18 protein-coding genes are annotated in these 20892 nt (G+C 59.3%); 6 read left to right on the top strand and 12 right to left on the bottom strand.

The genetic code is table 11. The features are described from left to right. Positions 1–138: 138 nt before the first annotated feature. Both VXJ24_RS00090 and VXJ24_RS00085 read right to left on the bottom strand, forming a co-directional pair. Complete coding sequence (locus tag VXJ24_RS00090) at positions 139–1350, bottom strand: lysylphosphatidylglycerol synthase transmembrane domain-containing protein (protein ID WP_330970882.1); 1212 nt, start codon at positions 1348–1350, stop codon at positions 139–141. A gap of 64 nt (positions 1351–1414) precedes the next feature. Then, entirely contained in the window at positions 1415–2950 is a 1536-nt protein-coding gene (locus tag VXJ24_RS00085; RefSeq protein WP_330970881.1) for a RecQ family ATP-dependent DNA helicase, read from the bottom strand. 78 nt (positions 2951–3028) lie between these two features. Between VXJ24_RS00085 and VXJ24_RS00080 the strand changes: the two genes are divergently transcribed. Together VXJ24_RS00080 and VXJ24_RS00075 are read left to right on the top strand one after the other, a co-directional pair. Then, on the top strand, positions 3029–4360 hold the full coding sequence (locus tag VXJ24_RS00080) for a glycosyltransferase (RefSeq protein ID WP_330970880.1): 1332 nt from the start codon (positions 3029–3031) through the stop codon (positions 4358–4360). A 111-nt stretch (positions 4361–4471) separates the two neighbouring features. Beyond that, positions 4472–5362: a DegV family protein gene (locus VXJ24_RS00075; RefSeq protein WP_330970879.1), complete on the top strand. Its 891-nt coding sequence runs from the start codon at positions 4472–4474 to the stop codon at positions 5360–5362. Here the strand turns inward: VXJ24_RS00075 and VXJ24_RS00070 are convergent. Next, entirely contained in the window at positions 5359–5733 is a 375-nt protein-coding gene (locus VXJ24_RS00070) for a metal-dependent transcriptional regulator (RefSeq protein ID WP_330970878.1), read from the bottom strand. The genes VXJ24_RS00075 and VXJ24_RS00070 overlap by 4 nt on opposite strands. Before the next feature lie 112 nt (positions 5734–5845). Further along, the gene (gene feoB, locus VXJ24_RS00065) at positions 5846–8269 is read right to left on the bottom strand and encodes a ferrous iron transport protein B (protein ID WP_330970877.1); all 2424 of its coding nucleotides are present in this window, start codon (positions 8267–8269) and stop codon (positions 5846–5848) included. Between the two features lie 508 nt (positions 8270–8777). Between feoB and VXJ24_RS00060 the strand changes: the two genes are divergently transcribed. Beyond that, positions 8778–9704 carry an AEC family transporter gene (locus VXJ24_RS00060; RefSeq protein WP_330971156.1) on the top strand — a complete coding sequence of 309 codons (927 nt, stop codon included), beginning with the start codon at positions 8778–8780 and terminating at the stop codon, positions 9702–9704. A 367-nt stretch (positions 9705–10071) separates the two neighbouring features. Here the strand turns inward: VXJ24_RS00060 and VXJ24_RS00055 are convergent, their stop codons facing one another. The 3 genes from VXJ24_RS00055 to VXJ24_RS00045 all read right to left on the bottom strand — a co-directional run bounded on the left by VXJ24_RS00055 (position 10072) and on the right by VXJ24_RS00045 (position 12142). Next, positions 10072–10236: a hypothetical protein gene (locus tag VXJ24_RS00055; RefSeq protein ID WP_330970876.1), complete on the bottom strand. Its 165-nt coding sequence runs from the start codon at positions 10234–10236 to the stop codon at positions 10072–10074. A 164-nt stretch (positions 10237–10400) separates the two neighbouring features. Then, a complete protein-coding gene (locus VXJ24_RS00050; protein WP_330970875.1) occupies positions 10401–10835 on the bottom strand; it encodes a hypothetical protein in 435 nt (144 codons plus the stop codon). 2 nt (positions 10836–10837) lie between these two features. Next, a complete protein-coding gene (locus VXJ24_RS00045) occupies positions 10838–12142 on the bottom strand; it encodes a phenylacetate--CoA ligase family protein (RefSeq protein WP_330970874.1) in 1305 nt (434 codons plus the stop codon). 783 nt (positions 12143–12925) lie between these two features. On the opposite strand from VXJ24_RS00045, the gene VXJ24_RS00040 reads away from it, so the two are divergent. Beyond that, complete coding sequence (locus tag VXJ24_RS00040; RefSeq protein ID WP_330970873.1) at positions 12926–14002, top strand: 6-phosphofructokinase; 1077 nt, start codon at positions 12926–12928, stop codon at positions 14000–14002. Between the two features lie 64 nt (positions 14003–14066). On the opposite strand, the gene VXJ24_RS00035 is transcribed toward VXJ24_RS00040, so the two are convergent. Genes VXJ24_RS00035 through VXJ24_RS00020 form a run of 4 tightly spaced genes read right to left on the bottom strand, consistent with a single transcriptional unit; the run spans position 14067 to position 17990 of the window. Continuing rightward, the gene (locus VXJ24_RS00035) at positions 14067–15008 is read right to left on the bottom strand and encodes a 3'-5' exonuclease (RefSeq protein WP_330970872.1); all 942 of its coding nucleotides are present in this window, start codon (positions 15006–15008) and stop codon (positions 14067–14069) included. A 35-nt stretch (positions 15009–15043) separates the two neighbouring features. Then, positions 15044–16360, bottom strand: coding sequence for a M18 family aminopeptidase (locus tag VXJ24_RS00030; protein ID WP_330970871.1), 1317 nt, complete (start codon positions 16358–16360; stop codon positions 15044–15046). Between the two features lie 18 nt (positions 16361–16378). Next, positions 16379–17371, bottom strand: coding sequence for an inorganic phosphate transporter (locus VXJ24_RS00025; RefSeq protein WP_330970870.1), 993 nt, complete (start codon positions 17369–17371; stop codon positions 16379–16381). Further along, entirely contained in the window at positions 17364–17990 is a 627-nt protein-coding gene (locus tag VXJ24_RS00020; RefSeq protein WP_330970869.1) for a DUF47 domain-containing protein, read from the bottom strand. The genes VXJ24_RS00025 and VXJ24_RS00020 overlap by 8 nt, the downstream gene beginning before the upstream one ends. Before the next feature lie 338 nt (positions 17991–18328). Here VXJ24_RS00020 and VXJ24_RS00015 point away from each other — a divergent pair, with 338 nt between their 5' ends. Further along, positions 18329–19297: a 3'-5' exonuclease gene (locus VXJ24_RS00015; RefSeq protein WP_330970868.1), complete on the top strand. Its 969-nt coding sequence runs from the start codon at positions 18329–18331 to the stop codon at positions 19295–19297. Between the two features lie 111 nt (positions 19298–19408). Here the strand turns inward: VXJ24_RS00015 and VXJ24_RS00010 are convergent, their stop codons facing one another. Next, entirely contained in the window at positions 19409–19648 is a 240-nt protein-coding gene (locus VXJ24_RS00010; RefSeq protein ID WP_330970867.1) for a hypothetical protein, read from the bottom strand. Positions 19649–20070: 422 nt separating this feature from the next. On the opposite strand from VXJ24_RS00010, the gene VXJ24_RS00005 reads away from it, so the two are divergent. Then, a complete protein-coding gene (locus tag VXJ24_RS00005; RefSeq protein WP_330970866.1) occupies positions 20071–20757 on the top strand; it encodes an aldo/keto reductase in 687 nt (228 codons plus the stop codon). The last annotated feature ends 135 nt before the right edge of the window (positions 20758–20892 follow it).

The following is a 20892-nucleotide window of genomic DNA, read 5'->3' as shown; positions in this document are numbered from 1 at the left end:
GGATGATCCTCGCATTCCCTGGCTGGCTGCTCGTGCAGCAATAGACTTGCAACATACCCAGTATGCGTAGGAAATAGGGGTTGCGCTGCTCCAAACGGACGCCCTGCACCGAAGCGTCGGCAGACGGCATGCAGGAGGCTACTTCCTGTCCTTGTTCTGCATCTTCTTCGGATTCACGCTGATGCCGCCCTTCGAGCGGCCGCCCGAAGCGAGCTTCAAGGTCGCTGAGCCGGTACGGCGCTTGAAGCGTGCCCAGCGCGCTGCGATGCTCTGCCCCCTGTCGGAACGAAGCGAGAGAAGAGGGATCGCCGCGAGCACGGGCAGGAAATACTCGACCGAGCGCCACACCACATAGCCTGCTGCGACATTCGCGTCGCCGAACATGCCGCCAAAGAGCACGGCAAAGCCGCCTTCGGCGCCGCCGGTACCGCCCGGAAGAGGAATCGCAGAGGTCAGAAGCTCGAGCATGGAGCCTGCCGTAAGGCAGGTCAGAAGATCCGGATCCTGGCCAAAGGCATGGAGCACGAACCACGGCAGCGCATAGAGACAGCTGAGCTGCAGGAGCGTCACGAGAAGCGTGAGCCCGAGCTCAGGCAGATTCTTGGCAGCGGAGCGGAAGCCGCGCGAGAACTCGTCCACCTGGACCGTTGCCATCTCCCGCCACTTGTCCGGATTCTTCATCCATCCATGGTTCGTGGCGATCTTGATGATCCAGAGGCCGACCTTCGTCACGACCTTCGGGAAGAAGCAGATGGCCAGAAGGACGCCGACCTCGATGACCTTGAAGCCGAAGAGGAGAAGCGCCACGAGCCATGCTGCATCGGCATAGGTGTCCATGAACCACTGGGCCCGGAAGATGAGCATGAGGGCAGCGAAGATGCCCTCTCCTGCCTCGTAGATGATGAAGCGGGTGTACTGGACAGCACCTGCCGCTCCGACAGAAAGCCCTGCCCGCATGAGACGGTAGACCTGGGCAGGCGCGCCGCCTGCGCCGTTCGGCGTCAAGTTCGAGAAGAAGATGCCCGACGCCTCGACGCTCATGAGGTCGCGGATGCCCAAGGGGCACTTCGGGTCCTTGATGACAGCAAGGACATAGGCAAGGACACCGAAGAAGTAGTAGATGACATAGGCGAAACAGGCTGCCGCGACCCAGCCCTTATCTATGGAGCCCAAGGCCGCCATGAACTCCCCGAACTGCCCGGAGAGGACAAGGTAGGCCATATAGATGACAGCGACGATAGCCAGAAAGACGACGCTCTTGCGCACGGAGCCCATGCGCTCCTGCTCTTCAGCACTTCCCTTCGTGCTCGAGACCTGTGCCTTCACCTTCATCTTCGGCTTTGTCGCCACGCCTGCTCCTGTCTGTCACCTCTAATAACACATTTCCTACCCGATTTGCTGCAGATTGTTGCCGCTAGCTTTGGAGTTCCTTGAGGAAATACGCGCCATAGCGGGAAAGCTTGGCCTGGCCGACACCCGATATCTCGAGCATCTCGTCTTCCGTCTGGGGACGGCGGCGGACCATGGCGCGAAGCGTCGCATCGGAGAAGACCATGTAGGGCGCGATATGGCGCTCGTCTGCAAGGCGCTTCCTCAAGGCATGCAGCCTCTGGAACATCTCTTCTGCATCGTCTCCCGCCTCGTCGAAGGAAGAGACTGAAGCAGCTTCAGTCGCACCGCCGAAGACACGCGGACGTGCCGCCGGAAGCTCGCCGAGCGCGGGCACGCAGACAGAGCAGCCGCCGCAGTTTCCAGCCATGTCTGCCTTCTCGCCGAAATAGCGAAGCATCCGGGCACGGAGGCAGACCGTGCTCTCGGCGTAGCCGATCATGGAGCCCAAAAGCTGCTCGCGGCAGCGGATGCGCTCCTTCAGGACATCAGGTCCCGACCCTTCCGGCACCTCAGTGCGGTCGATCAGGAAGTATGCAAGGCGGATATCGCCGTCGCTCCAGAGCAGGATGCACTCGGCGGGCTCTCCATCCCTGCCGGCACGTCCTGCCTCCTGGTAGTATTCCTCGAGCGTGAGCGGCAGGCCGTCATTGATGACAAAGCGGACGTCGGACTTGTCGATGCCCATGCCGAAGGCATTCGTCGCGACGATGACAGAGACATTGTCCTGGACAAAGGCCTCCTGTGCGCGGGTGCGCTCGTCCGCCTCCATACCGGCGTGGTAGGTGGCAGCACGGAAGCCGTCTTCGAGAAACGCTGCTGCGACCTCTTCGGTGCGCTTCCTCGTCCTGCAGTAGACGATGCCTGAGGTATCGCGGTGCGCAGCCAGATAGCGCTCGATATAGCGCAGGCGCTCCTTCGGCGCGAGCTTCTTGACAATGAAGGAAAGGTTCGGCCGGTCGAAGTCCGTATGCACCGAGACGGGGTCCTTAAGGCCCAAGCGGCTCTTGATGTCACGCTCGACCGTGCGGGTCGCAGTCGCCGTGAAGGCGGCCACGACCGGGCGCTTCGGCAGCGCTTCGGCAAACTCCCGGATGCCCAGATAGGCCGGACGGAAGTCCTGCCCCCACTCGCTTATGCAGTGCGCCTCATCGACCGCAAGGAGCGGAATCTGTGCCTCATGTGCAAAGGCGACAAACGCAGGGTCCTGGAGGCGCTCAGGCGCCACGTACATGAGGTCATACCAGCCGGCCAGAGCACGCGCGAGCACGACGCGCTGCTGTCCCGGAGTGAGCGAGCTGTTGAGATAGGAGCCACGGATGCCTGCCTCCTTGAGCGAGCGCACCTGGTCGCCCATGAGCGAGATCAGAGGCGAGACGACAATCGTGAGGCCTGAAAGCACCGCTGCAGGAATCTGGTAGCAGAGCGACTTTCCTGCCCCTGTCGGCATGATCCCTACGGCATCTCTCCCTGCCAGAATCGCTTCGATGAGCTCTTCCTGGCCAGGACGGAAGCTCTGATAGCCGAAATGCTCTGCAAGCGCCTGCTGCGCTTCTTCCATCTGCGGTCTTTCCTGCACCCCGCAAAACCTTTCTGCCTCGATGTATAGAATTGAAGGGAACCTATGTGAAGGAGTCCCATGGAACCCAAGGTAAGCATTATAGTGCCCGTCTACAACGCCGAGAAGAAGCTCGAGCGCTGCGTCGACTCGATCCTCGGCCAGGAATTCACCGATATCGAGCTCATCCTCGCAGACGATGGATCGACCGACTCCTCGGGCTCCATCTGCGATGCCTATGCGAAGCGCGACTCCCGGGTGCATGTCATCCACAAGCCGAACTCCGGCGTCTCGAGCACCCGCAACTGTGCCATGGATGCAGCCCAGGGCACCTATATCCAGTTCCTCGACTCTGACGACTGGATCACGCCCGATGCGACGAAGCTTCTGGTCCGTGGCATCGAGGAGAACAGCTGCGACATGGTCATCGCAGACTTCTATCGTGTCATCGGCAGCCGCGTGGCAAGGAAGAGCGACATCGACTCCGAGGACGTGATCACGCGCGAGCAGTACGCCGACCTCATGATGGAGTCTCCCTCCGACTTCTACTGGGGCGTCGTCTGGAACAAGCTCTACAAGCGCTCGATCATCGAGAGCCACCACATCCGCATGGATCCCTCGATCAGCTGGTGCGAGGACTTCATCTTCAATATGGAGTATGTGCTCCACACTGCCAGGATCTATCCCCTGCATGTGCCGATCTACTACTACGAGAAGACGAGGGGCTCTCTTGCGACGCAGGGTGTCTCGCTTGCCAATACCATCCGCATGAAGATCAACGTGATCGAGTACTACAAGAACTTCTACAAGGAGATCATGGACGAGGACGACTATGCCGCACGCCGTCCGGACATCTACCGCTTCTATATCGACTCTGCCTCAGACGGCGGCGTCCTGCCCGGACCTCTGAGCACGAAGCTCGGACGCGAGCGCGTGACCGCACAGCTCGATCCCGATATGCAGGCAAACCCGCTCGGGCTCCTCTATCTTTCTGCCAAGCTCCTCGACCGCTACCTCGATGTCGCAGGGTCTGCCCATGATCTGGAGCTGGCCGATATGAAGGTCCTGCTCTATCTCAGGGACTGCGGCACCTGCGGTCCCATGAAGGAGATCGCAGCCTATGCCGGCGTGACGCAGAGCCAGGCAGCACGCGCCCTGGGGCACTTGAAGAGCCGTGGCTTCGTCGGCACGGGCACCGGCAAGGACAAGGATGCAGATCAGAGTGCAGACTCAGAGCGCAAGACCCAGGACATCGAGGTCTTGGCTCCTGCAGCTCCGGTGCTTGCCTCTATTGCCACCGCCCTCAACGACTTCGACCATGCGCGCCTCGCCCATCTCGATGAGGGGACAGACGAAGACGTCGAGGCAGCAGAGGCGAAGGAATATGAAGCCCTCGTCGAGAGCTTCTCGTAAGGCTTCAAGGTCTCTTCAATACAGCTGGTCTTTGTCCATATTCATTGACCTCGTCTTGCCTTGACCGATAATGGTCCTGAAACAGTGTGCGCACCGATTGGGGATGGTGGTATGGGAATTAGGGTCGTCTGCGACTCTTCCAGCAATGTGTATGCGCTCGACGGCGTGGACTTCCGGAGCGTCCCTCTGACCGTGACGCTCGATGGGACCGATTACGTCGACGAGGAAGGCCTCGATCTCGCCGAGTTCTGCGACCGCATGTCGCTCAACCAGGGATCGGCTTCGACCTCCTGCCCGAGCCCTGATGCGTGGCTTGCTGCCTTCCAGGGCGCAGATGAGATCATTGCAATCACGATCACCGGCAAGCTCTCAGGCTCCTGCAATGCCGCCCGTCTTGCAGCTGCCCAGTATCTGGAAGAGCACTCAGAGGCAAAGATCGCCGTCGTCGATTCCCGCTCCGCCGGAGAGGATCTGGCGCTTCTTGCAGCACGTGCTGCCGAGCTCGGAGAGGAGCCCATCCCCTTCGAGGAGCTCATGCGCATGCTTCTTGCCTACCAGCACCACGTGCATGTCCTCTTCGATATCGCCGACCTCTCGAACCTCGCGAAGGGTGGCCGCGTGAATCCGGCAGTTGCCCGCTTCGCGAATGCGCTCGATGTGCATGTGATCGGCACCGGCAGCCCCGAAGGCGAGATCGAGGTGCTGCGCAAGGTCCGTGGCGCCAAGAAGGCTGCACGTGCGATGATCCACGAAATGCAGATGCACCGCTATTCGGGCGGCCCCTGCTACATCTCCCATGTGGACAATGTAGGCGGAGCCGAGTTCATGAGAGACGAGCTCAGGAAGGTCTGGCCCGAGGCAGACATCACGCTCGGGCGCTGTGGCGCCCTCTGCTCCTACTATGCTGCCCGTGGCGGCCTCATCATCAGCTATGCAGACTCGAGGAAGGTCAATCCCGAGCGCGACCTGCCCAAGCAGGGTCCCGCATCCTTCATCCTCTAGCTGCCGAAGCGCTCCATCCACTTTTTCGTCGTGCCGTCGGAGAGTGCATGCTCAATGCCATGCGCCTCTTCGGCGGCCGTTTCTTCATCGACACCGAGCTCCTGCACAAGGAAGTCATAGATTGTCTGGTAGCGGCGCTCGAGCGCACGTCCGCGCTCCTTGCCTGCCTCGGTAAGCACGATCGGCGAATACGGCTCAGCTGTCAGATACCCATGCTCTGCGAGGATTCCGACAGCACGATGCACGCTTGGCTTCGAGACGCCGAGCGAACGTGCCACCTCCACGCTGTGAACCGTTCCTGTCTCGTCTGCCAGCTCGAAGAGCGCCCTCAGGTAATCTTCGAGACTCGCGGAGTCCATCTTCTGTGCCATATGCGCTCCCTTCCCTGGCTGAAAGCTCCTCAAGACATGATAAGCCCATAAAGCCGTATGCATTCCGGCTTTATGGGCTTTTTGCTATCTCCAGGCTATCAGTTCAGATGCGCTACGCGAAGCCGAGGAGCATGCCGATCGTATGGACGAGGAAGGCAGCCGCCCAAGCAACCGCACACTGGAAGAAGACGATGCCGGTCGCCCACTTGCCGCCAAGCTCGCGCTTGATGGCAGAGATGGCAGCGACGCAGGGTGTATAGAGAAGGCAGAAGACGAGGAGGGAGATGACCGCAAGCGGCGTGAGCGCAGCCGTGAGCTCGGCCAGGCTGCCAAAGAGGACGGAGAGCGTCGAGACGACGACTTCCTTTGCCATGAAGCCAGCGATAAGCGCGGTCGTGATGCGCCAGTCTGCAAAGCCGAGCGGCGCGAAGATCGGGGTGAGCCAGCTTGCAACGACAGCCAGAAGCGAGTCGGCAGGATCGCTCACCATATCGAAGGTCGGGCTGAAGGTCTCGAGCGCCCAGATGATCACGGCTGCAGCAAAGACGACCGTGAAGGCGCGGGTCAGGAAGTCCTTCGACTTCTCCCAGAGGAGCTGGCGCACCGACTTGGCAGAGGGCATGCGGTAGTTCGGAAGCTCCATAACGAAGGGGACAGCCTCGCCCTTCGCGACGGTCATGTGCGCAATCTTCGCGCAGAGGATGCCGATCAGGATGCCTGCAAGGTAGAGAGCAAGGATAACGAAGCCGCCATTGCCCGGGAAGAAGGCTGCCGTGAAATAGCCATAGATCGTGAGCTTCGTGGAGCAGCTCATGAAGGGCGTCAAGGCAATCGTGAGCTTGCGGTCACGCTCGGACGGCAGCGTGCGTGTAGCCATGACAGCAGGCACCGTGCAGCCGAATCCCATGAGCATGGGGACGATCGAGCGGCCGGAAAGGCCGATGCGGCGGAGCAGCTTGTCCATTACGAAGGCAACGCGGGCCATATATCCCGTGTCCTCAAGAAGCGACAGGAAGAAGAACATGCAGACGATGTTCGGCAAGATCGGCAGCACCGTGCCGATTGCATTGAAGACGCCGTCGATCAGGAGCGAATGGAGGACCGGGTTCGCATTGCCGGCAGTAAGGCCCGCATCTGCCATGCCGCTTATCCAGTCCACGAACTGAGAGATGAGGTCACCGAGGAACGGTCCTATCACATTGAACGTGAGCAGGAAGATCGTTGCCATGATGAGGATGAACATCGGGATGGCAGTATAGCGACCGGTAAGCACTGCATCGATCCTGCGGGAGCGCTCTGTCTCCTTCGACTCCTCGGGTTTGATCACGCAGGCGCGCACGATCTTGGAGATGAAGGAGAAGCGCATGTCTGCAATAGCGGCAGCACGGTCGAGGCCGCGCTCCTCTTCCATCTGGTGCACGATGTGCTCTACCGCATCATGCTCGTTCGGTTCGAGCTTCAGTGCCTTCTCGATGGCGGCATCGCCCTCAACGAGCTTCGTCGCGGCAAAGCGGATAGGAATCTGTGCACGCTCTGCATGGTCTTCGATGAGGTGCATGACAGCATGAAGGCAGCGGTGCACCGCTCCCCCATGGTCATGGACATCGCAGAAGTCCTGGCGACCCGGCGTTTCCTGGTAGCGTGCGACATGCAGGGCGTGCTGGACAAGCTCGTCCACGCCTTCGCCCTTGACGGCTGAAATCGGCACGACAGGAAGCCCCAGGATATCCTCCATGCGGTTCACATCGATGGAGCCGCCATTCTCCTGGACCTCGTCCATCATGTTCAAAGCCACGACCATGGGGACATTGAGCTCCATGAGCTGCATCGTGAGGTAGAGATTGCGCTCGATGTTCATGGCATCCACGATATCGATGATGCCGGAAGGCTTCTCGTCGAGAATGAACTGGCGGCTCACGATCTCTTCCGAAGAGTATGGGCTCATCGAATAGATGCCCGGAAGGTCGGTCACACGCGTATTGGGATGTCCGATGATGGCGCCATCCTTGCGGTCGACCGTGACACCCGGGAAGTTGCCCACATGCTGGTTCGATCCCGTGAGCTGGTTGAAGAGGGTCGTCTTTCCGCAGTTCTGGTTGCCAGCAAGGGCAAACGTGAGCGTCGCATCTGCCGGAAGCGGATGGGAGTGGTCGCTCGTGCGGACGTCCGTATGGGCGCCCTGCGAAGGCTCGCCCAGACCTGGGTGGGTCTGCGCCGGCTCATGCTCGAGCACTTCGACGTGCTCTTCCTCTGCCTTGCGCTGCGATGCCACCTCTTTGGGCGAAAGCAGGGTGCAGTCGATCTTCTTCGCATCTGCCACACGCAGCGTCAGCTCGTAGCCGTGGATCTCGAACTCCATAGGATCGCCCATCGGTGCGTACTTCACGAGCCTGATTTCCGCTCCTGGGATGACGCCCATATCGAGGAAGTGCTGGCGGAGTGCGCCCGATCCCCCGACCTTGTCGATGCGCGCCACATCGCCTATCTCGAGCGAGCCGAGAGTGGAGGCTTCTGCCTGCTTCTGGCTCCTGTCCATGTGCTGCCTGCTTTCTCCCAAGGCTCCGAAGAGCCCGATATGTTCCGTTCCGCTCCCGATACTACCCCATTCAGCCGAGAAGTTAGCCCAAACTGACGTATTGGGCAGAAGTTTCCTGAACGACCTTTCAGGCCATGGGCATGAAGGGCAGATGCCTGCCTGCTGCAGCCCAGGTCTCTCCCCTTCCTGCGGATCCGGCTGAAACATCAGGGCAGATGGCAAGGACCCGATCGGGAAGAGTCCGGAAAGCGCAGGGACGACGTACCGAGGGGCCGAAATGGCGCAGGGCCTCATCGGAGAGCATCCTGGCCAGAAGGCTCTGGACCGTCAGTGTCAGTCCCTCTTTCCTTTTCGCTCCTGGAGCACAGGACTGGGTTCCACAGAGAGGAAATCTTGCCGGAAGAGATCCTCATGTTGGCAGGCAGTCTTTCTGCCCTATCATGGCTAGAGGCTGCAGGTGCCTCTCCTCAGGGCTCGGCAGCACAGATTTGGAGGCTTTCCCGTGAACATGTCTGCCGTGCTGGCTCTCAAGGTGCTCGTGATGTTTCTTCTGGTCGGCATCGGCTATGCGCTGTTCCGTGCCGGCAAGATCACGATGGAGGGAAACAGGGTCATCGGCAACATCCTGATCTATCTTTCCCTTCCTGCTGTCATCATCAAGTCCCTCCTCATCGAGCACACGGCAGAGCATACGGCAGCGCTCGTCGAAGGAACGGCTGTCTCGCTTCTGCTCCTTGTCCTCGCGGCTATGGTGGCCCGCATCGTCTGCGGCAAGGACGCTATCGGCAACTTCGCTGCCACCTTCTCGAACCCGAGCTTCTTCGGCATCCCTCTGGTAATCGCGACCGTCGGTGCCCAGAGCGTCTTCTACAATGTCGGCTTCATTGCCCTCATGAACATAGGGCAGTGGACCTACGGCGTGAGCCTTATCACGCACGAGAAGGGAGAGCCCGCACCTACTGCCAAAGAGGTGCTGCACAGCCTTGCTTCGGCTCCCTTCATGATTGCAGCCCTCATAGGCATCGTGCTCTATGCGACGCAGGCACCGCTGCCTTCTGTCATTGCGACATGCCTCGACGATGTGGCAGCCCTGAATACCCCGCTTGCGATGTTCACGATCGGCGTCTATCTGGCCAAGACCGACCTGAAGCAGATGTTCACACGCAGCCAGAACTACCGTGTCGCGCTCTGCCGCATCGTGCTGGCCCCTCTTGCCTCTCTGGCGCTTCTGACCCTCGTGCCCATCTCGAGCTACGAGATGCGCATGGCGCTGCTCATCGCCTCTGCCTGCCCGGTAGGATCCAATGTGGCCGTCTATGCCCAGCTGCACGATGCCGACTATTCCTACGCCGTCGAGACTGTCGTGATATCGGTGCTCCTCTCCATCCTGACGGTGCCTGCCATTGCAGGTCTGGCCAATGCCATCTGGCTCTAGCATGCCATCCTGCCCGCAGGAAATGGCAGTGCCGAAGCAAAAGGCCCTCTTCATCCTTCAGGACAAGAAGCGCTGATGCATCAGGACGCTGCAGGTGCTGCCCCTGGCATTCCTGCATGTCAGCCAGGTCCCGCAGGAGACGCTCATGCCGGCAACGCCGCACAGATGCGCATGGGCGCACGGCAGGCAGCCAGGGCCCGCTTCTTCCTGGAGAGCGCAGACACATGATCTTCCGGACCGAAGATGCGGCATGTGCGGCAGCACGCCGAAGAACAGGGAGCCTTTGGTTTTGAGGCCGGCGCGCAGGCATGCCTCTGCACAAAGAAACGGGCCCACCGAAGCGGGCCCAGCCAGCTGCTATGGGAGGCTATCTCCTGCTGTGGCGGGAAGCCTCGTGCCTTCCTCCTCTGCGCATCCCGACCGTACCTTCGCGCCTCCTGCGCTTGCGGTCAGCTGCGGCAGACGAGAGCATTCCCAGAAGGCACCCCAAAAGAACGGCAACAACAATCGCCAGGATGGTTGTATCGCTCATGGAGCTCCTTTCTCTCGCGTAGCCAATGCATTCTAGGATGCCACGAGAGCGGCATGTCCTCGCATCTTCCCTTAAAACCACAGCGACCGGACACATACCAGACATTGCGAAAGGAGGTGCAGCCATGCAGCTGCACCTCCTTCTTTCACGTGTTTTATACCAATCTAGAGGCTCTTCAGGTCCTCGAGGCTCAGCACCTTGAAGCCTGCCTCCTCAATTGCGAAGGTCGCCTTCGAGGCTGCTGCAGGGTCGGAGATCTTGAGCGCATCGACGGCGTAGTCTCCTGCCACCTGGAAGCAGTAGCCATACTCGACCGGGATATCGAGGTCATCGAGGATGCCCAGAAGGTCTGCCAGAGAGCCTGGGCGGTCAGGCAGCTTGATGAGCGATACCTTCGTTATGGACGCCCGGTAGCCGCGCTTGTTGAGCTCATCGCGTGCGGCAGAAGGGTTCGCGCAGAGGATGCGCACGACACCGTATTCAGGTGTATCCATGAGGGTCAAGGCATCCATGTTGATGCCAGCGTCTGCCAGAGCACGGCAGAGTTTTGCGAGGCGTCCTTCTTCGTTCTCCAGGAATACTGTCAGCTGGTCTACCATCGCTACTCCTGTCCCCTCTTGTCGATGACACGCTTTGCCTTGCCTTCGCTTCTGGGCAGCGACTGCGGCTCGACGAGGCGCACCTTCACGCCGACGGAGAGTGCTGTCTTGAGCGCTGCCTGGATACGATTCTGCAGGTTCTCGATGGCACCAGTCGAGTCGAAATCGAAGTCCGGATTGACTTCTGCCTTGAGCGTGACGACGTCGAGATAGTTCTTCGTCGTGAGCTCGATCTGATACCACGAGGACACCTCGTCGAAGGTCTCCATGACGTTCTCGATCTGGCTCGGGAAGACGTTGACGCCGCGGATGATGAGCATATCGTCCGTACGCCCATGGATGCGGTCGATCCTTCTGTGGGTGCGTCCGCAGGGACAGGAGCCCGGAAGGATCCTTGTAATGTCGCGCGTGCGATAGCGGAAGACGGGCGATGCCTCGCGGTCAAGGGTGGTGACGACAAGCTCTCCCCACTCGCCGTCGGGCAGCACCTGGCCTGTTGCCGGGTCGATGATCTCGCAGAGGAAGTGGTCTTCTGCGATATGGAGCCCCTGCTGTGCCAGGCACTCCACGGCGACACCCGGTCCCATGGTCTCTGTCAGGCCATAGACATCGAGGACCTTGTAGTTGAGCTTCTTCTCAAGCTCTTTCCTGAAGTTGTCGGAGAATGCCTCTGCGCCGTGGATGCCGACACGCAGATGGAACTCGCGGGCAGGATCGATGCCCATGGAGATGGCCGTATCTGCGATATGCATGGCATAGCTCGGCGTGCAGCAGAGGATGGTCGAGCCCATCTCGCGCATGACCCTGATCTGGCGCTCGGTGTTGCCGGCCGAAATGGGTATCGTCGTGCATCCTGCTGCCTTGGCACCATAGTGGGCACCGAGGCCGCCCGTGAAGAGGCCATAGCCATAGGCAATCTGCGCCACATCGTTCGGTCCGCCGTCGGCATACCTGATGCCACGGGCGAAGCACTCTCCCCAGAAGTCCAGGTCATGCTCTGTATAGGCGCCGACGGTCGCTACACCGGTCGTGCCGGAGGACATATGGATCTCGCGCACTTCGGAAAGCGGCACGGCAAGCATGCCATACGGATAGGCATCCCTCAGGTCCTGCTTCGTAACGAAGGGAGCCTTCTTCACATCATCGAGGCTGGAGATGGAATAGGGATCAAAGCCCGCCTCGTCGAAGCTCTTCTTGTAGAAGGGGATCTTCTCGTAACACTGGACGGCGGTCTTCTTGATTCCCTCGAGCTGCAGCGCCTCAATCTGGTCGTGCGGCAGCGTCAGGATGTCTTCCTTAGACTCCATGCCTCTCACCTTTCTGTTCCTAACTCTCTCTGCGCCGAACCTGAGCCCGGGCGCACTACATCCTAGCCGCCTTCTATGTCCGGTCCATTTCGGCTGAACGCTGCATCCCGTGAGCGGTTGCCTATTCAGCGTTGCCGGAGCCACAGAACTGTGGAAGCGATGAGAAGGTGAGTTGAAGCCTTCTTGCAAACATCAGCTATCGTTGTCAGATGGCAGATGCGGGTGCAATAGAGATGCACCAGCGATGCCCGAAATCCTTAACGCGGCGCGGGCGGCGCAGGTGTTGATTGCTCAGAAGCCCGGTGGCCACCGGGCTTCATTCGTTAAAGTGCGTCTTCCTTATGATGCTTTATGTTCCCTTCTGATCCTGACCACCTCTTCCGCGATCTCGAGAATGGTTTTCAGAATCCCCGCAAAGAACGCGAGGGCTTGCAGGATTTCAAAGATATTGTCCTGAGGCTCCCTCGATCTCTCGAAGCGCCACCCGCATCCGGATATCGCTGGTGCAGGCTGCATTCCACAAGACACGTCTTTCACGTCTCGCTATCCCTGCTGACGCATATCTTTCAGAGTTTATGCAGAACATATGTCGTTTCTGGCACCAGCAAGGGCAGGGCCCAGCCTTGCTGCCCCATCTCTGCCGAGCAGAGCTGCACGTTTCGGCACATGGCATGACATGCCATCTGGCATATCCAGATATCCGGTTGTCTATGCAAGTCTTTCATTGCGCCTCAAAGACGTACAATTGCGGAAGCTGAAGCTTCCGGCACAAAGGAGAGGAACATGCTTCGAATCGGCCTTCTTACGAGCGGCGGCGATTGCCAGGCCCTCAACGCCACGATGCGCGGCATCGTGAAGACGGTTCTCCACAACTCGAAGGAGAACGTCGAGATCTACGGCTTTGAGGACGGCTATCAGGGCCTCATCTATGGGCGCTATCGCCAGATGAAGTGGAAGGACTTCTCCGGCGTGCTGACCCAGGGCGGCACGATCCTGGGCACGAGCCGCACCCCCTTCAAGATGCTCGACGTTCCGGAAGCAGACGGAGTCCAGAAGGTCCCTGCCATGAAGAAGACGTACAAGAGCCTCAAGCTTGACTGTCTCTTCATGCTTGGCGGCAACGGCTCCACGAAGACCGCAAACCGCCTCTCCCAGGAAGGCCTGAACGTTATCGCCCTTCCCAAGACCATCGACAACGATACCTGGGGAACCGACATCACGTTCGGCTTCACCTCTGCCATCGATGTGGCCACCCGCTACCTCGACGAGATCAAGACCACGGCATCTTCCCACAATCGCGTCTTCGTCGTTGAGATCATGGGCCACAAGGTCGGCTGGATCCCTCTCTATGCAGGCATTGCCGGCGGCGCTGACGTGATTCTTCTTCCTGAGATCCCCTACGATATCAAGAACGTCGTCCGCGCCATCGAGTCCCGCGAGCAGTCCGGCGGCCGCTATGCCCTCGTCGCCTGCGCAGAAGGCGCCATCTCCAAGAAGCAGGCAGCAATGCCCAAGAAGGAGTACAAGAAGCTCGTGGCCCAGCGCCGCTACTCCGTTGCCTATGAGATTGCAGACGAGATTGCACAGCTCACGTCCCGCGAGGTCCGTGTCGGCATTCCTGGCCACACGCAGCGTGGCGGCACCCCTGATGCCCAGGACCGCATCTTTGCGACCCAGTGCGGCGTCGAGGCAGCCCGTGCCCTCTTCGATCATGACTATGGCTGCATGATTGCCAAGGTCAACAACAAGATGGTGCGTGTCCCGCTTGCTGATGTTGCAGGCAAGCTCAAGTACGTCGACCCGAAGTCGGACCTGGTCCAGGAGGCAAAGCTTCTGGGCATCAGCTTCGGCGACGAGTAAGGCCGAAAGCGCCAATTGCAGCCCTTCCGGAAAGAGCCTGGAGCGCAAGCTTCAGGCTCTTTTTTCATGAGGAATGGGCAATGCGCGCGAGACGTACCAGCTCATCCAGCCATTCCTCTTCATCCATGAGGACAAGCTGCGCGTGGGGCCTGCCCCGTGATTCGCCGAGGCGTACCTGGCAGGAAGGCATCCCATCCTCCGCCTCCTCCTCTCCGAAGAAGGTACGCACCTTCCAGAAGGAAGCGGCGGGAACAAGGCCGACAGGCACCCCGTCCACACAGCAGGCAAGATTCTGTTTTCCTGCGCATGCACCTTCGATCCAGCAGAGCTCGGCAGCATAGGTGCCTGGCTCCTGCTTCTCCAGCAGGGATGCTGCCGCCTCGACAGTCGCCTTCCTCTGCCCCAGCGCCATCTGAAGACGTCCGGAGCGCTCCTGGGCAGCAATCCTCAGGTAGCTGCCGTCTGCCAGAAGATGCCTGAAGCAGAAGGCCGTAGCCCTCGCATCATCTTCTGCATCATGCGGATGGAACGTATATCCATAGGTTGCTGCACACTCGGAGAGCCTCACCCACCGCTTGCTGCCCCATTCCCTCGAGGGCTTTCCATGCACGCGGGCAAACTCCTCCATCACATCGAAAGTATTGCGGGGCCAGGAAGAGAGGGCTCCCACACGGCGAAGCATCGAGAGGTCATAGCTGACATTGTAGCCAGAGACGAGGCCAGCTGGCCCAAGCGTCTCTGCCAAGGAGGGTGCCAGCTCCTCTATCGTGGGAGCGTCTCTCACATCTGCAAACGTGATGTGGTTCACCTCTGCAGCGCCAGGCCACTTCGTATGGTGCTGAGGCCTCACATAGCTTGAGAGCAGGGTCTCGCCGTACCCATCCACGACAGCGATCTCGAGGATCTCATCGCCGTCAGAAAAGCCTGTCGTCTCCGTATCGAAGATGGCGACTCTGCTCAAGGGACAGCCGAAGAGCGCATCCGAGAGGTCTTCGAACTCATGCATCAGGTGCGCCCCTCATCTCTGGCTGCCAATACATACTAGAAGCGGAAGCTCTCCGCTCCCTCAATCTCGAGATTTGCCTCGAAGAAGGCCTTCATGGCCGCAATGCCCAGAGCGGTATCCTCGATGCCTGTCGTCTCATAGGCAGAGTGCATCGCAAGCTGCGGCATGCCCACATCCACCGCATGGAGCGAGACCTGGGTGTTGGAGAGATTGCCCAGAGTCGAGCCTCCACGCATATCGGAGCGATTCGCGAAAGTCTGGTAGGGGATCTTCGCCTCGTCGAGTATCGCAGAGAGTGCAGAGCGGCTGAAGGCATCAGAGGTATAGAGCTGGTTTGCCGCCTCCTTGATAACAATGCCGTGATTGAGCTGGCAGCGGTTGACCTCATCCGACTTTTCAGGGTGGTTCGGATGCACGGCGTGCGCATTGTCGGCACTCACAAGGAAGGACTTTGCATATGCCTCATGGAGCTCCTCTGCGCTCCAGCCCAGGCCGGAAGCGACACGGGAGAGCGTATCCCTCAGAAGTGTCGACATCGCGCCCTGCTTCGTGTTCGAGCCCACTTCCTCGTTGTCGAAGCAGGCAAGAACGCTCACATCGTGCGGGTTCTCGGAGGAGAGGAAGGCTTCGAGCCCGGCGTAGACGCTCTGGAGATCGTCCAGGTGTCCTGCACTCACGAACTCATCTGCCGCTCCCCAGATGGTAGGCTTCTCCCGGTTCACGAGATAGAGGTCGCGCCCGAGGATATCCTCTGCCTTGCAGCCCAGCTCTTCTGCCAGAAGGTCGTCCAGAGAGCCCTGCTTCAGCTTTCCAGCCGACCAGAGCGGCAGGAGATCTATCTGCCTGTTCGGGCCGAAAGACTTGTTCACGTCGCGGTCCATATGTACCGCCAGGGACGGGATCAGGAGAAGGTCGCGATCGAAGTGGACAAGATGCTCCTTCGCTCCCCTGCCCTCGCGCACATAGACCCTGCCTGCCAGCGTGAGCGGACGATCGAACCATGTGTAGTCGATCATGCCGCCGTAGGCTTCCACATCAAGACGAAGGTAGGACTCGGGGCCTGAGAGCTCAGGAACATTCTTGAGCTTGAAGGTCGGGGAATCATTGTGCGCCGCGACGAGCTGGAAATGGGGCGCATCGAGCGTCTCCCCTGCCTTCCAGGCAATGAGGCTCGAGTCGTTCCTGACGGTGTAGTACTTTCCGCCCTTTGCCTGTGTCCAGGACGTGCCCTCAGGAAGATAGGCAAAGCCTGCTTTATCGAGACGGGCGCGCAGCGCCTTGACCGTGAAGAATGCACAGGGGCTCTCGCAGATGAACTGCAGGAGCCCCTGGGATGCCGTACGTGAATCCAAGATCGTGCTCTCCTTCCGCTAGACCAGAAGGCCGATAAGCCAGCAGGCTGCACCTCCCAGAAGCATCGTGACGGGAAGGGTGACAAACCAGGCCTGGACGATATCGGCCGCAACACCCCAGTTTACCTTCCTGAGGCCCTTGGCGGAACCGGCACCCATGATCGACGTCGTTATGACCTGAGTCGTGGAGACGGGTGCGCCGATCGCTGTCATGATCTGGATTGCGATGGCAGAGGAGGTCTCGGAGACAAAGCCCATGACGGGCTCGAGCTTCGTGACGCCGCCGCCGACCGTCTTCATGATGCGCTGGCCGCCGACCGAGGTGCCCAGAGCCATCGTCGCAGCGCAGAAGATCTTGACCCAGAGGGGAACACCAGAGCCAGGAGCGATGAGGCCCTCGGAAATCAGCGCAATCGTGATGATGCCCATCGTCTTCTGGGCATCATTCGAGCCATGGCTGAATGCCATGAACATGGAAGAGCAGATCTGCAGGCGGTGGAAGAGCAGGTTCGCACGGTGCGGCACCCAGTTCGCGAAGAGCTCGTACACAAGCTTCATAAGGAAGAAGCCCAGGCAGAGGCCTATCAGAGGAGAGGTGATGAGGGGAATGACGACCTTGTCGAGGACGCCCGTCCAGATGATGTCCTGAAGACCTCCGGTCGCGACGATCGTGGCACCAATCAGAGAGCCGATCAGGGCATGGGAAGAGCTCGAGGGAACGGACTTCCACCAGGTGAAGAGGTCCCAGATGATGGCACCGACAAGCGCGGCCAGAATCACATAGAGCTCCGGCGTGATGCTCACGAGGCCTTCTGCGATGGTCAGGGCGACGCCCTCGTGCGTGAGGGCACCGATGAAGTTCATGCCAGCCGACATGAGAATCGCGACGCGAGGCGGAAGGGCTCTTGTATAGACCGTCGTCGCAATGGCATTGGCTGAATCGTGGAAGCCGTTGATGAGCTCGAATACAAAGGCTGCCACAAGCACGCCCACAAGCAGCCCGCTAAGCATTCTTCAGCACCACATTGCCGACGAGGGCTGCCACGGTCTTGCAGGAGTCGAGGATCTCTTCCTGCTTGTTGTAGATCGTGTTCCACTTGAGAAGATGGGTTGGCACAGGATCCTTCTCATCGAAAAGGCGTGCGAGCGCATCGTGGAAGACAGCATCGCCCTCATCCTCGATCTTGTGGATCTTCCCTGCCTCCTCCATCACCACAGGGTCGCGGCGGAAGTCATGGAAGTGCTGGAAGAGCGTATCCATGTAGTGACAGGCTTCATTGGCAAGACGTGCCATCTCCGTCGCCTCAGGAGGATTCGTGTTCACGTGGAAGAGCTCGTAGCGCCTCGAGACATTCTCCATCCCATCCACCACATCATCCATCTTGAGGATCAGAGACGAGATGTCCTCGCGGTCGAAGGGCGTGATGAAGGACTCGCTCAGATGCTCGAAGATGCGCGAAAGCATCTTGTCGCAGTCGGTCTCATACTGCTTCATCTCTTCGAGACGGTCCATGTGCTCTGGATAGGTCGAGATGATATCGAAGTAGCAGTCAGATGCTGACAGGATCTTGGCTGAAAGCTCCTGGAACATCTCATAGAACTGGTCTTCCTTCTTGCTGACTCGGGACATGGGGCTCCAACCTACACAGAGAGTAAAGACAATGTTAAGTATAGGTAAAGCGCACGTTAGGCCCCACCAGATTGGCCGTTTGTGGAGAAATGTACGCCTTCTGCGAGATATCCGACAGCTTTCGCGGAATATGTGTATGAAATCGGGCCGAAGCGCTTCCATCCATCTTCGCGCATGCGGCATCCGGTGCACACAGAAACGGTGCATCGCATCCGAGATGACGCATCCCTGAAGCCCAGCATATCCTGCATGCCCCAAGCCTCTGCCGCACTGTCAGATGGCACAACGTGCTAGGCTAGAGTGAATCAGAAAGCAAGCTATCCGGATGCAGGCACCACATGAATCTCGCACAGGCCATCGAGCATGCAAACTCCATCGTGTTTCCCGGCTTCCTCGTCGGCGACGAGGCAATGACGGAAGAGCGCCACAAGAACGAGGAAGCGCTCGTCCTCCTCATGGACGCCTGGAAGACGGCGCCTCTGGGCCAGGAGCCCTTCGGCTTCGATACCGTGAGGAAGCTCGCCGACAGGAACCGCGAGCTCTGCGACCTCTATGGGACAGAGAGGCTGAGAGACGAGCCGGTAGCGACGCTTGCAAGGAAGCTTCCCGACTCAGACCTTGTGCACGCCGTCGCCGTGATGCAGCACCGCTCCGATGCAGATGTGGCACGCACGGCAGGAAGAGATCTCAGGGATCTGGGCGTTGCCTGGCAGGAGGCTCCGGTCTCAGGCATGATACTGGGCATCGATCTCGAGACGACCGAGCGCGACCCAGCACGCGGCTACATCATCAATGTGGGCTTCGAGTTCATGTATATGTCTCCCAAGGCAAAGCCCACGAACGGCCATGCTGCCTATTTCGGCATCCCCGAGATGTACAAGGAGAAGGGCGTGCCCTTGACCGAGGTGCACCACATCACCTGGAAGGACCTCGACGGCAAGACTCCCTTCCGCGAGGCAAAGGCCGTCCAGGAAGCGCTCATCAAGATCCTCGAGCGCTATCCCTTCATGGCACACAATGCTGCCTTCGAGGATTCCTGGCTGACACTCCACCTCGATGGCTATGCCGAAGGCAGGAAGGCCGGCAGGATCGTGCCGATCGACACGCGCGACATCTGCAGGAGATGCGACCCCGAGGTCAAGAACCTTCCCCGCGAGGCAAGACCTGCTGCCCTTGAGTCCTGGGCAAGGCGTCGCAAGGTCCTGAAGAAGAGCCAGAAGGAGCGCCACTTGGGGCTTGAGGACGTGGACCTCATGTTCAAGACAGTCCAGGCAGAGTTCTCAGAGCGCACGATGTTCGCGTCCTGATTGAAGACCCCATAGATACGAAAGCAGCCCGCAGTGCCTATGCGCATCTGCGGGCTGCAATCTTTATTGGGAAGTGAGAGAGGAAGGGGTTCGAAAGAGGGGTTTCCGAACTTACTCCTGCCAGGCCTTTGCCTCGGCCTCGGAGATCGGACGAATGTCCTCGCCGGCAGCGTACGGGGACTCGGTGCCACCGATGCCGTGGAGGAAGTAGAAGCCAGAGCGGTTCTTGAAGAGGGACTCCTCGTAGCCGGCTGCGTCGCCGAACTCGCCGAAGGTCTTGTGACCGACCTCGGTCGACTTCTCGGTGTCGTAGCTGTGACGCTTGCCCTGGAAGGTCATGGTCTTGCGCATATCAGATGCTCCTTCAAAATGTCAATATATTTTCCGCCAAATGTACTCGACAGCCGTTATATTACGCAACTCGACATGTCGAGCAGCCGGCAACAGCCAATTTGCGCAGGTTATTCACAGGATGTTCATCAACTATCAGAATCTCGAAACATGGATGCCCTATGTACTCGACATCGACTCGTTGCCGCAGACGGCAGAAGTCGACCTCTGCTCGACATGTCGAGCAGAGTGATAGTGAGACTATCATCCCTGTCGAGTACTCCTGTTCGGCAGGGCATTGCCTTTGTTTCATCAGATAGCACACGCATGTGCCTGCCTTGGCATGCTTCCCATGCATGCCCGCTTTCCAGGAACGCAAGGCCGAAAGCAGCCTCCTCTGCGTAGCATCTTTCTTGCAGAACACATCTGAGCAGGGAGACGCAATGGAACGCTATACGCTTTCAGATGGATATGAGATGCCAAAGATTGGCTTGGGGACCTTCCAGATGAAGCCAGAAGAGGCAGAAGCTGCAGCAGCTTCTGCGCTTGCAGCGGGATACAGGCACATCGATACCGCCAACATATGCATGAACGAGCGGGCAGTGGGCCGTGCAATCAAGCGTAGCGGCATCTTCGTGCCCTCCAAGCTCTGGCCAAGTGTCTGCCGCGCAGGAGCAGAAGCGATAGGCGCAACGCTCTCACGCCTGGACACCGACTATCTCGATATGCTGATCCTCCACCAGCCAGCAGGCGACTATGTCAGGGCCTGGAAGGCGATGGAGGATGCCTATGCGCAGGGCAAGATACGCACACTCGGCCTCTCGAATTTCTTCGAGAAACAGATACAGAAGGTCATGGCTTCAGCGCATGTCATGCCTCAGCTCGTGACGGTCGAGTGCCATCCCTGCCATCAGCAGCGCGAGCTCAGAAGCTACCTCAAAGCCCACAGCATCCTCCTCGAAGCCTGGTATCCGCTGGGTCATGGAGGCAGGAGGCTTCTGGAGGAGCCTGCATTCGTGCGCTTGGCAAAGAGCTATGGCAAGACGCCTGCCCAGATAGTTCTTCGCTGGCAGTACAGATGGGCACTTCCGTCATCCCCGGCTCGACGAATCCTGCCCATGTTGCCGTGAATGCCGATATATTCGATAATGGCTGAGGACCTCCGGCATAACCGCAGGAATTCCTGTCGCCGCTCCGCTGCATCATATGGATGAACGGCTGATGCATCCGGAGGATCGGGGGACGAGATGGCGAAGGGTCATGCA

Origin of the sequence: Olsenella kribbiana, from assembly GCF_036408795.1 — a bacterium.
Lineage (GTDB): Bacteria > Actinomycetota > Coriobacteriia > Coriobacteriales > Atopobiaceae > Olsenella_L > Olsenella_L kribbiana.
The sequence above is the reverse complement of the archived record's forward strand: the minus strand, read 5'-3'. Positions and strand labels throughout refer to the sequence as shown.

Bases quoted from the DNA above. Each gene is read 5' to 3' on its own strand.
- VXJ24_RS00085 (WP_330970881.1), bottom strand. From the start codon at position 2,950: ATGGAAGAAGCGCAGCAGGCGCTTGCAGAGCATTTCGGCTATCAGAGC.
- VXJ24_RS00050 (WP_330970875.1), bottom strand. From the start codon at position 10,835: ATGGTAGACCAGCTGACAGTATTCCTGGAGAACGAAGAAGGACGCCTC.
- VXJ24_RS00080 (WP_330970880.1), top strand. From the start codon at position 3,029: ATGGAACCCAAGGTAAGCATTATAGTGCCCGTCTACAACGCCGAGAAG.
- feoB (WP_330970877.1), bottom strand. From the start codon at position 8,269: ATGGACAGGAGCCAGAAGCAGGCAGAAGCCTCCACTCTCGGCTCGCTC.
- VXJ24_RS00035 (WP_330970872.1), bottom strand. From the start codon at position 15,008: ATGCATGAGTTCGAAGACCTCTCGGATGCGCTCTTCGGCTGTCCCTTG.
- VXJ24_RS00060 (WP_330971156.1), top strand. From the start codon at position 8,778: ATGTCTGCCGTGCTGGCTCTCAAGGTGCTCGTGATGTTTCTTCTGGTC.
- VXJ24_RS00040 (WP_330970873.1), top strand. From the start codon at position 12,926: ATGCTTCGAATCGGCCTTCTTACGAGCGGCGGCGATTGCCAGGCCCTC.
- VXJ24_RS00015 (WP_330970868.1), top strand. From the start codon at position 18,329: ATGAATCTCGCACAGGCCATCGAGCATGCAAACTCCATCGTGTTTCCC.
- VXJ24_RS00005 (WP_330970866.1), top strand. From the start codon at position 20,071: ATGGAACGCTATACGCTTTCAGATGGATATGAGATGCCAAAGATTGGC.
- VXJ24_RS00020 (WP_330970869.1), bottom strand. From the start codon at position 17,990: ATGTCCCGAGTCAGCAAGAAGGAAGACCAGTTCTATGAGATGTTCCAG.
- VXJ24_RS00010 (WP_330970867.1), bottom strand. From the start codon at position 19,648: ATGCGCAAGACCATGACCTTCCAGGGCAAGCGTCACAGCTACGACACC.
- VXJ24_RS00055 (WP_330970876.1), bottom strand. From the start codon at position 10,236: ATGAGCGATACAACCATCCTGGCGATTGTTGTTGCCGTTCTTTTGGGG.
- VXJ24_RS00070 (WP_330970878.1), bottom strand. From the start codon at position 5,733: ATGGCACAGAAGATGGACTCCGCGAGTCTCGAAGATTACCTGAGGGCG.
- VXJ24_RS00025 (WP_330970870.1), bottom strand. From the start codon at position 17,371: ATGCTTAGCGGGCTGCTTGTGGGCGTGCTTGTGGCAGCCTTTGTATTC.
- VXJ24_RS00045 (WP_330970874.1), bottom strand. From the start codon at position 12,142: ATGGAGTCTAAGGAAGACATCCTGACGCTGCCGCACGACCAGATTGAG.
- VXJ24_RS00075 (WP_330970879.1), top strand. From the start codon at position 4,472: ATGGGAATTAGGGTCGTCTGCGACTCTTCCAGCAATGTGTATGCGCTC.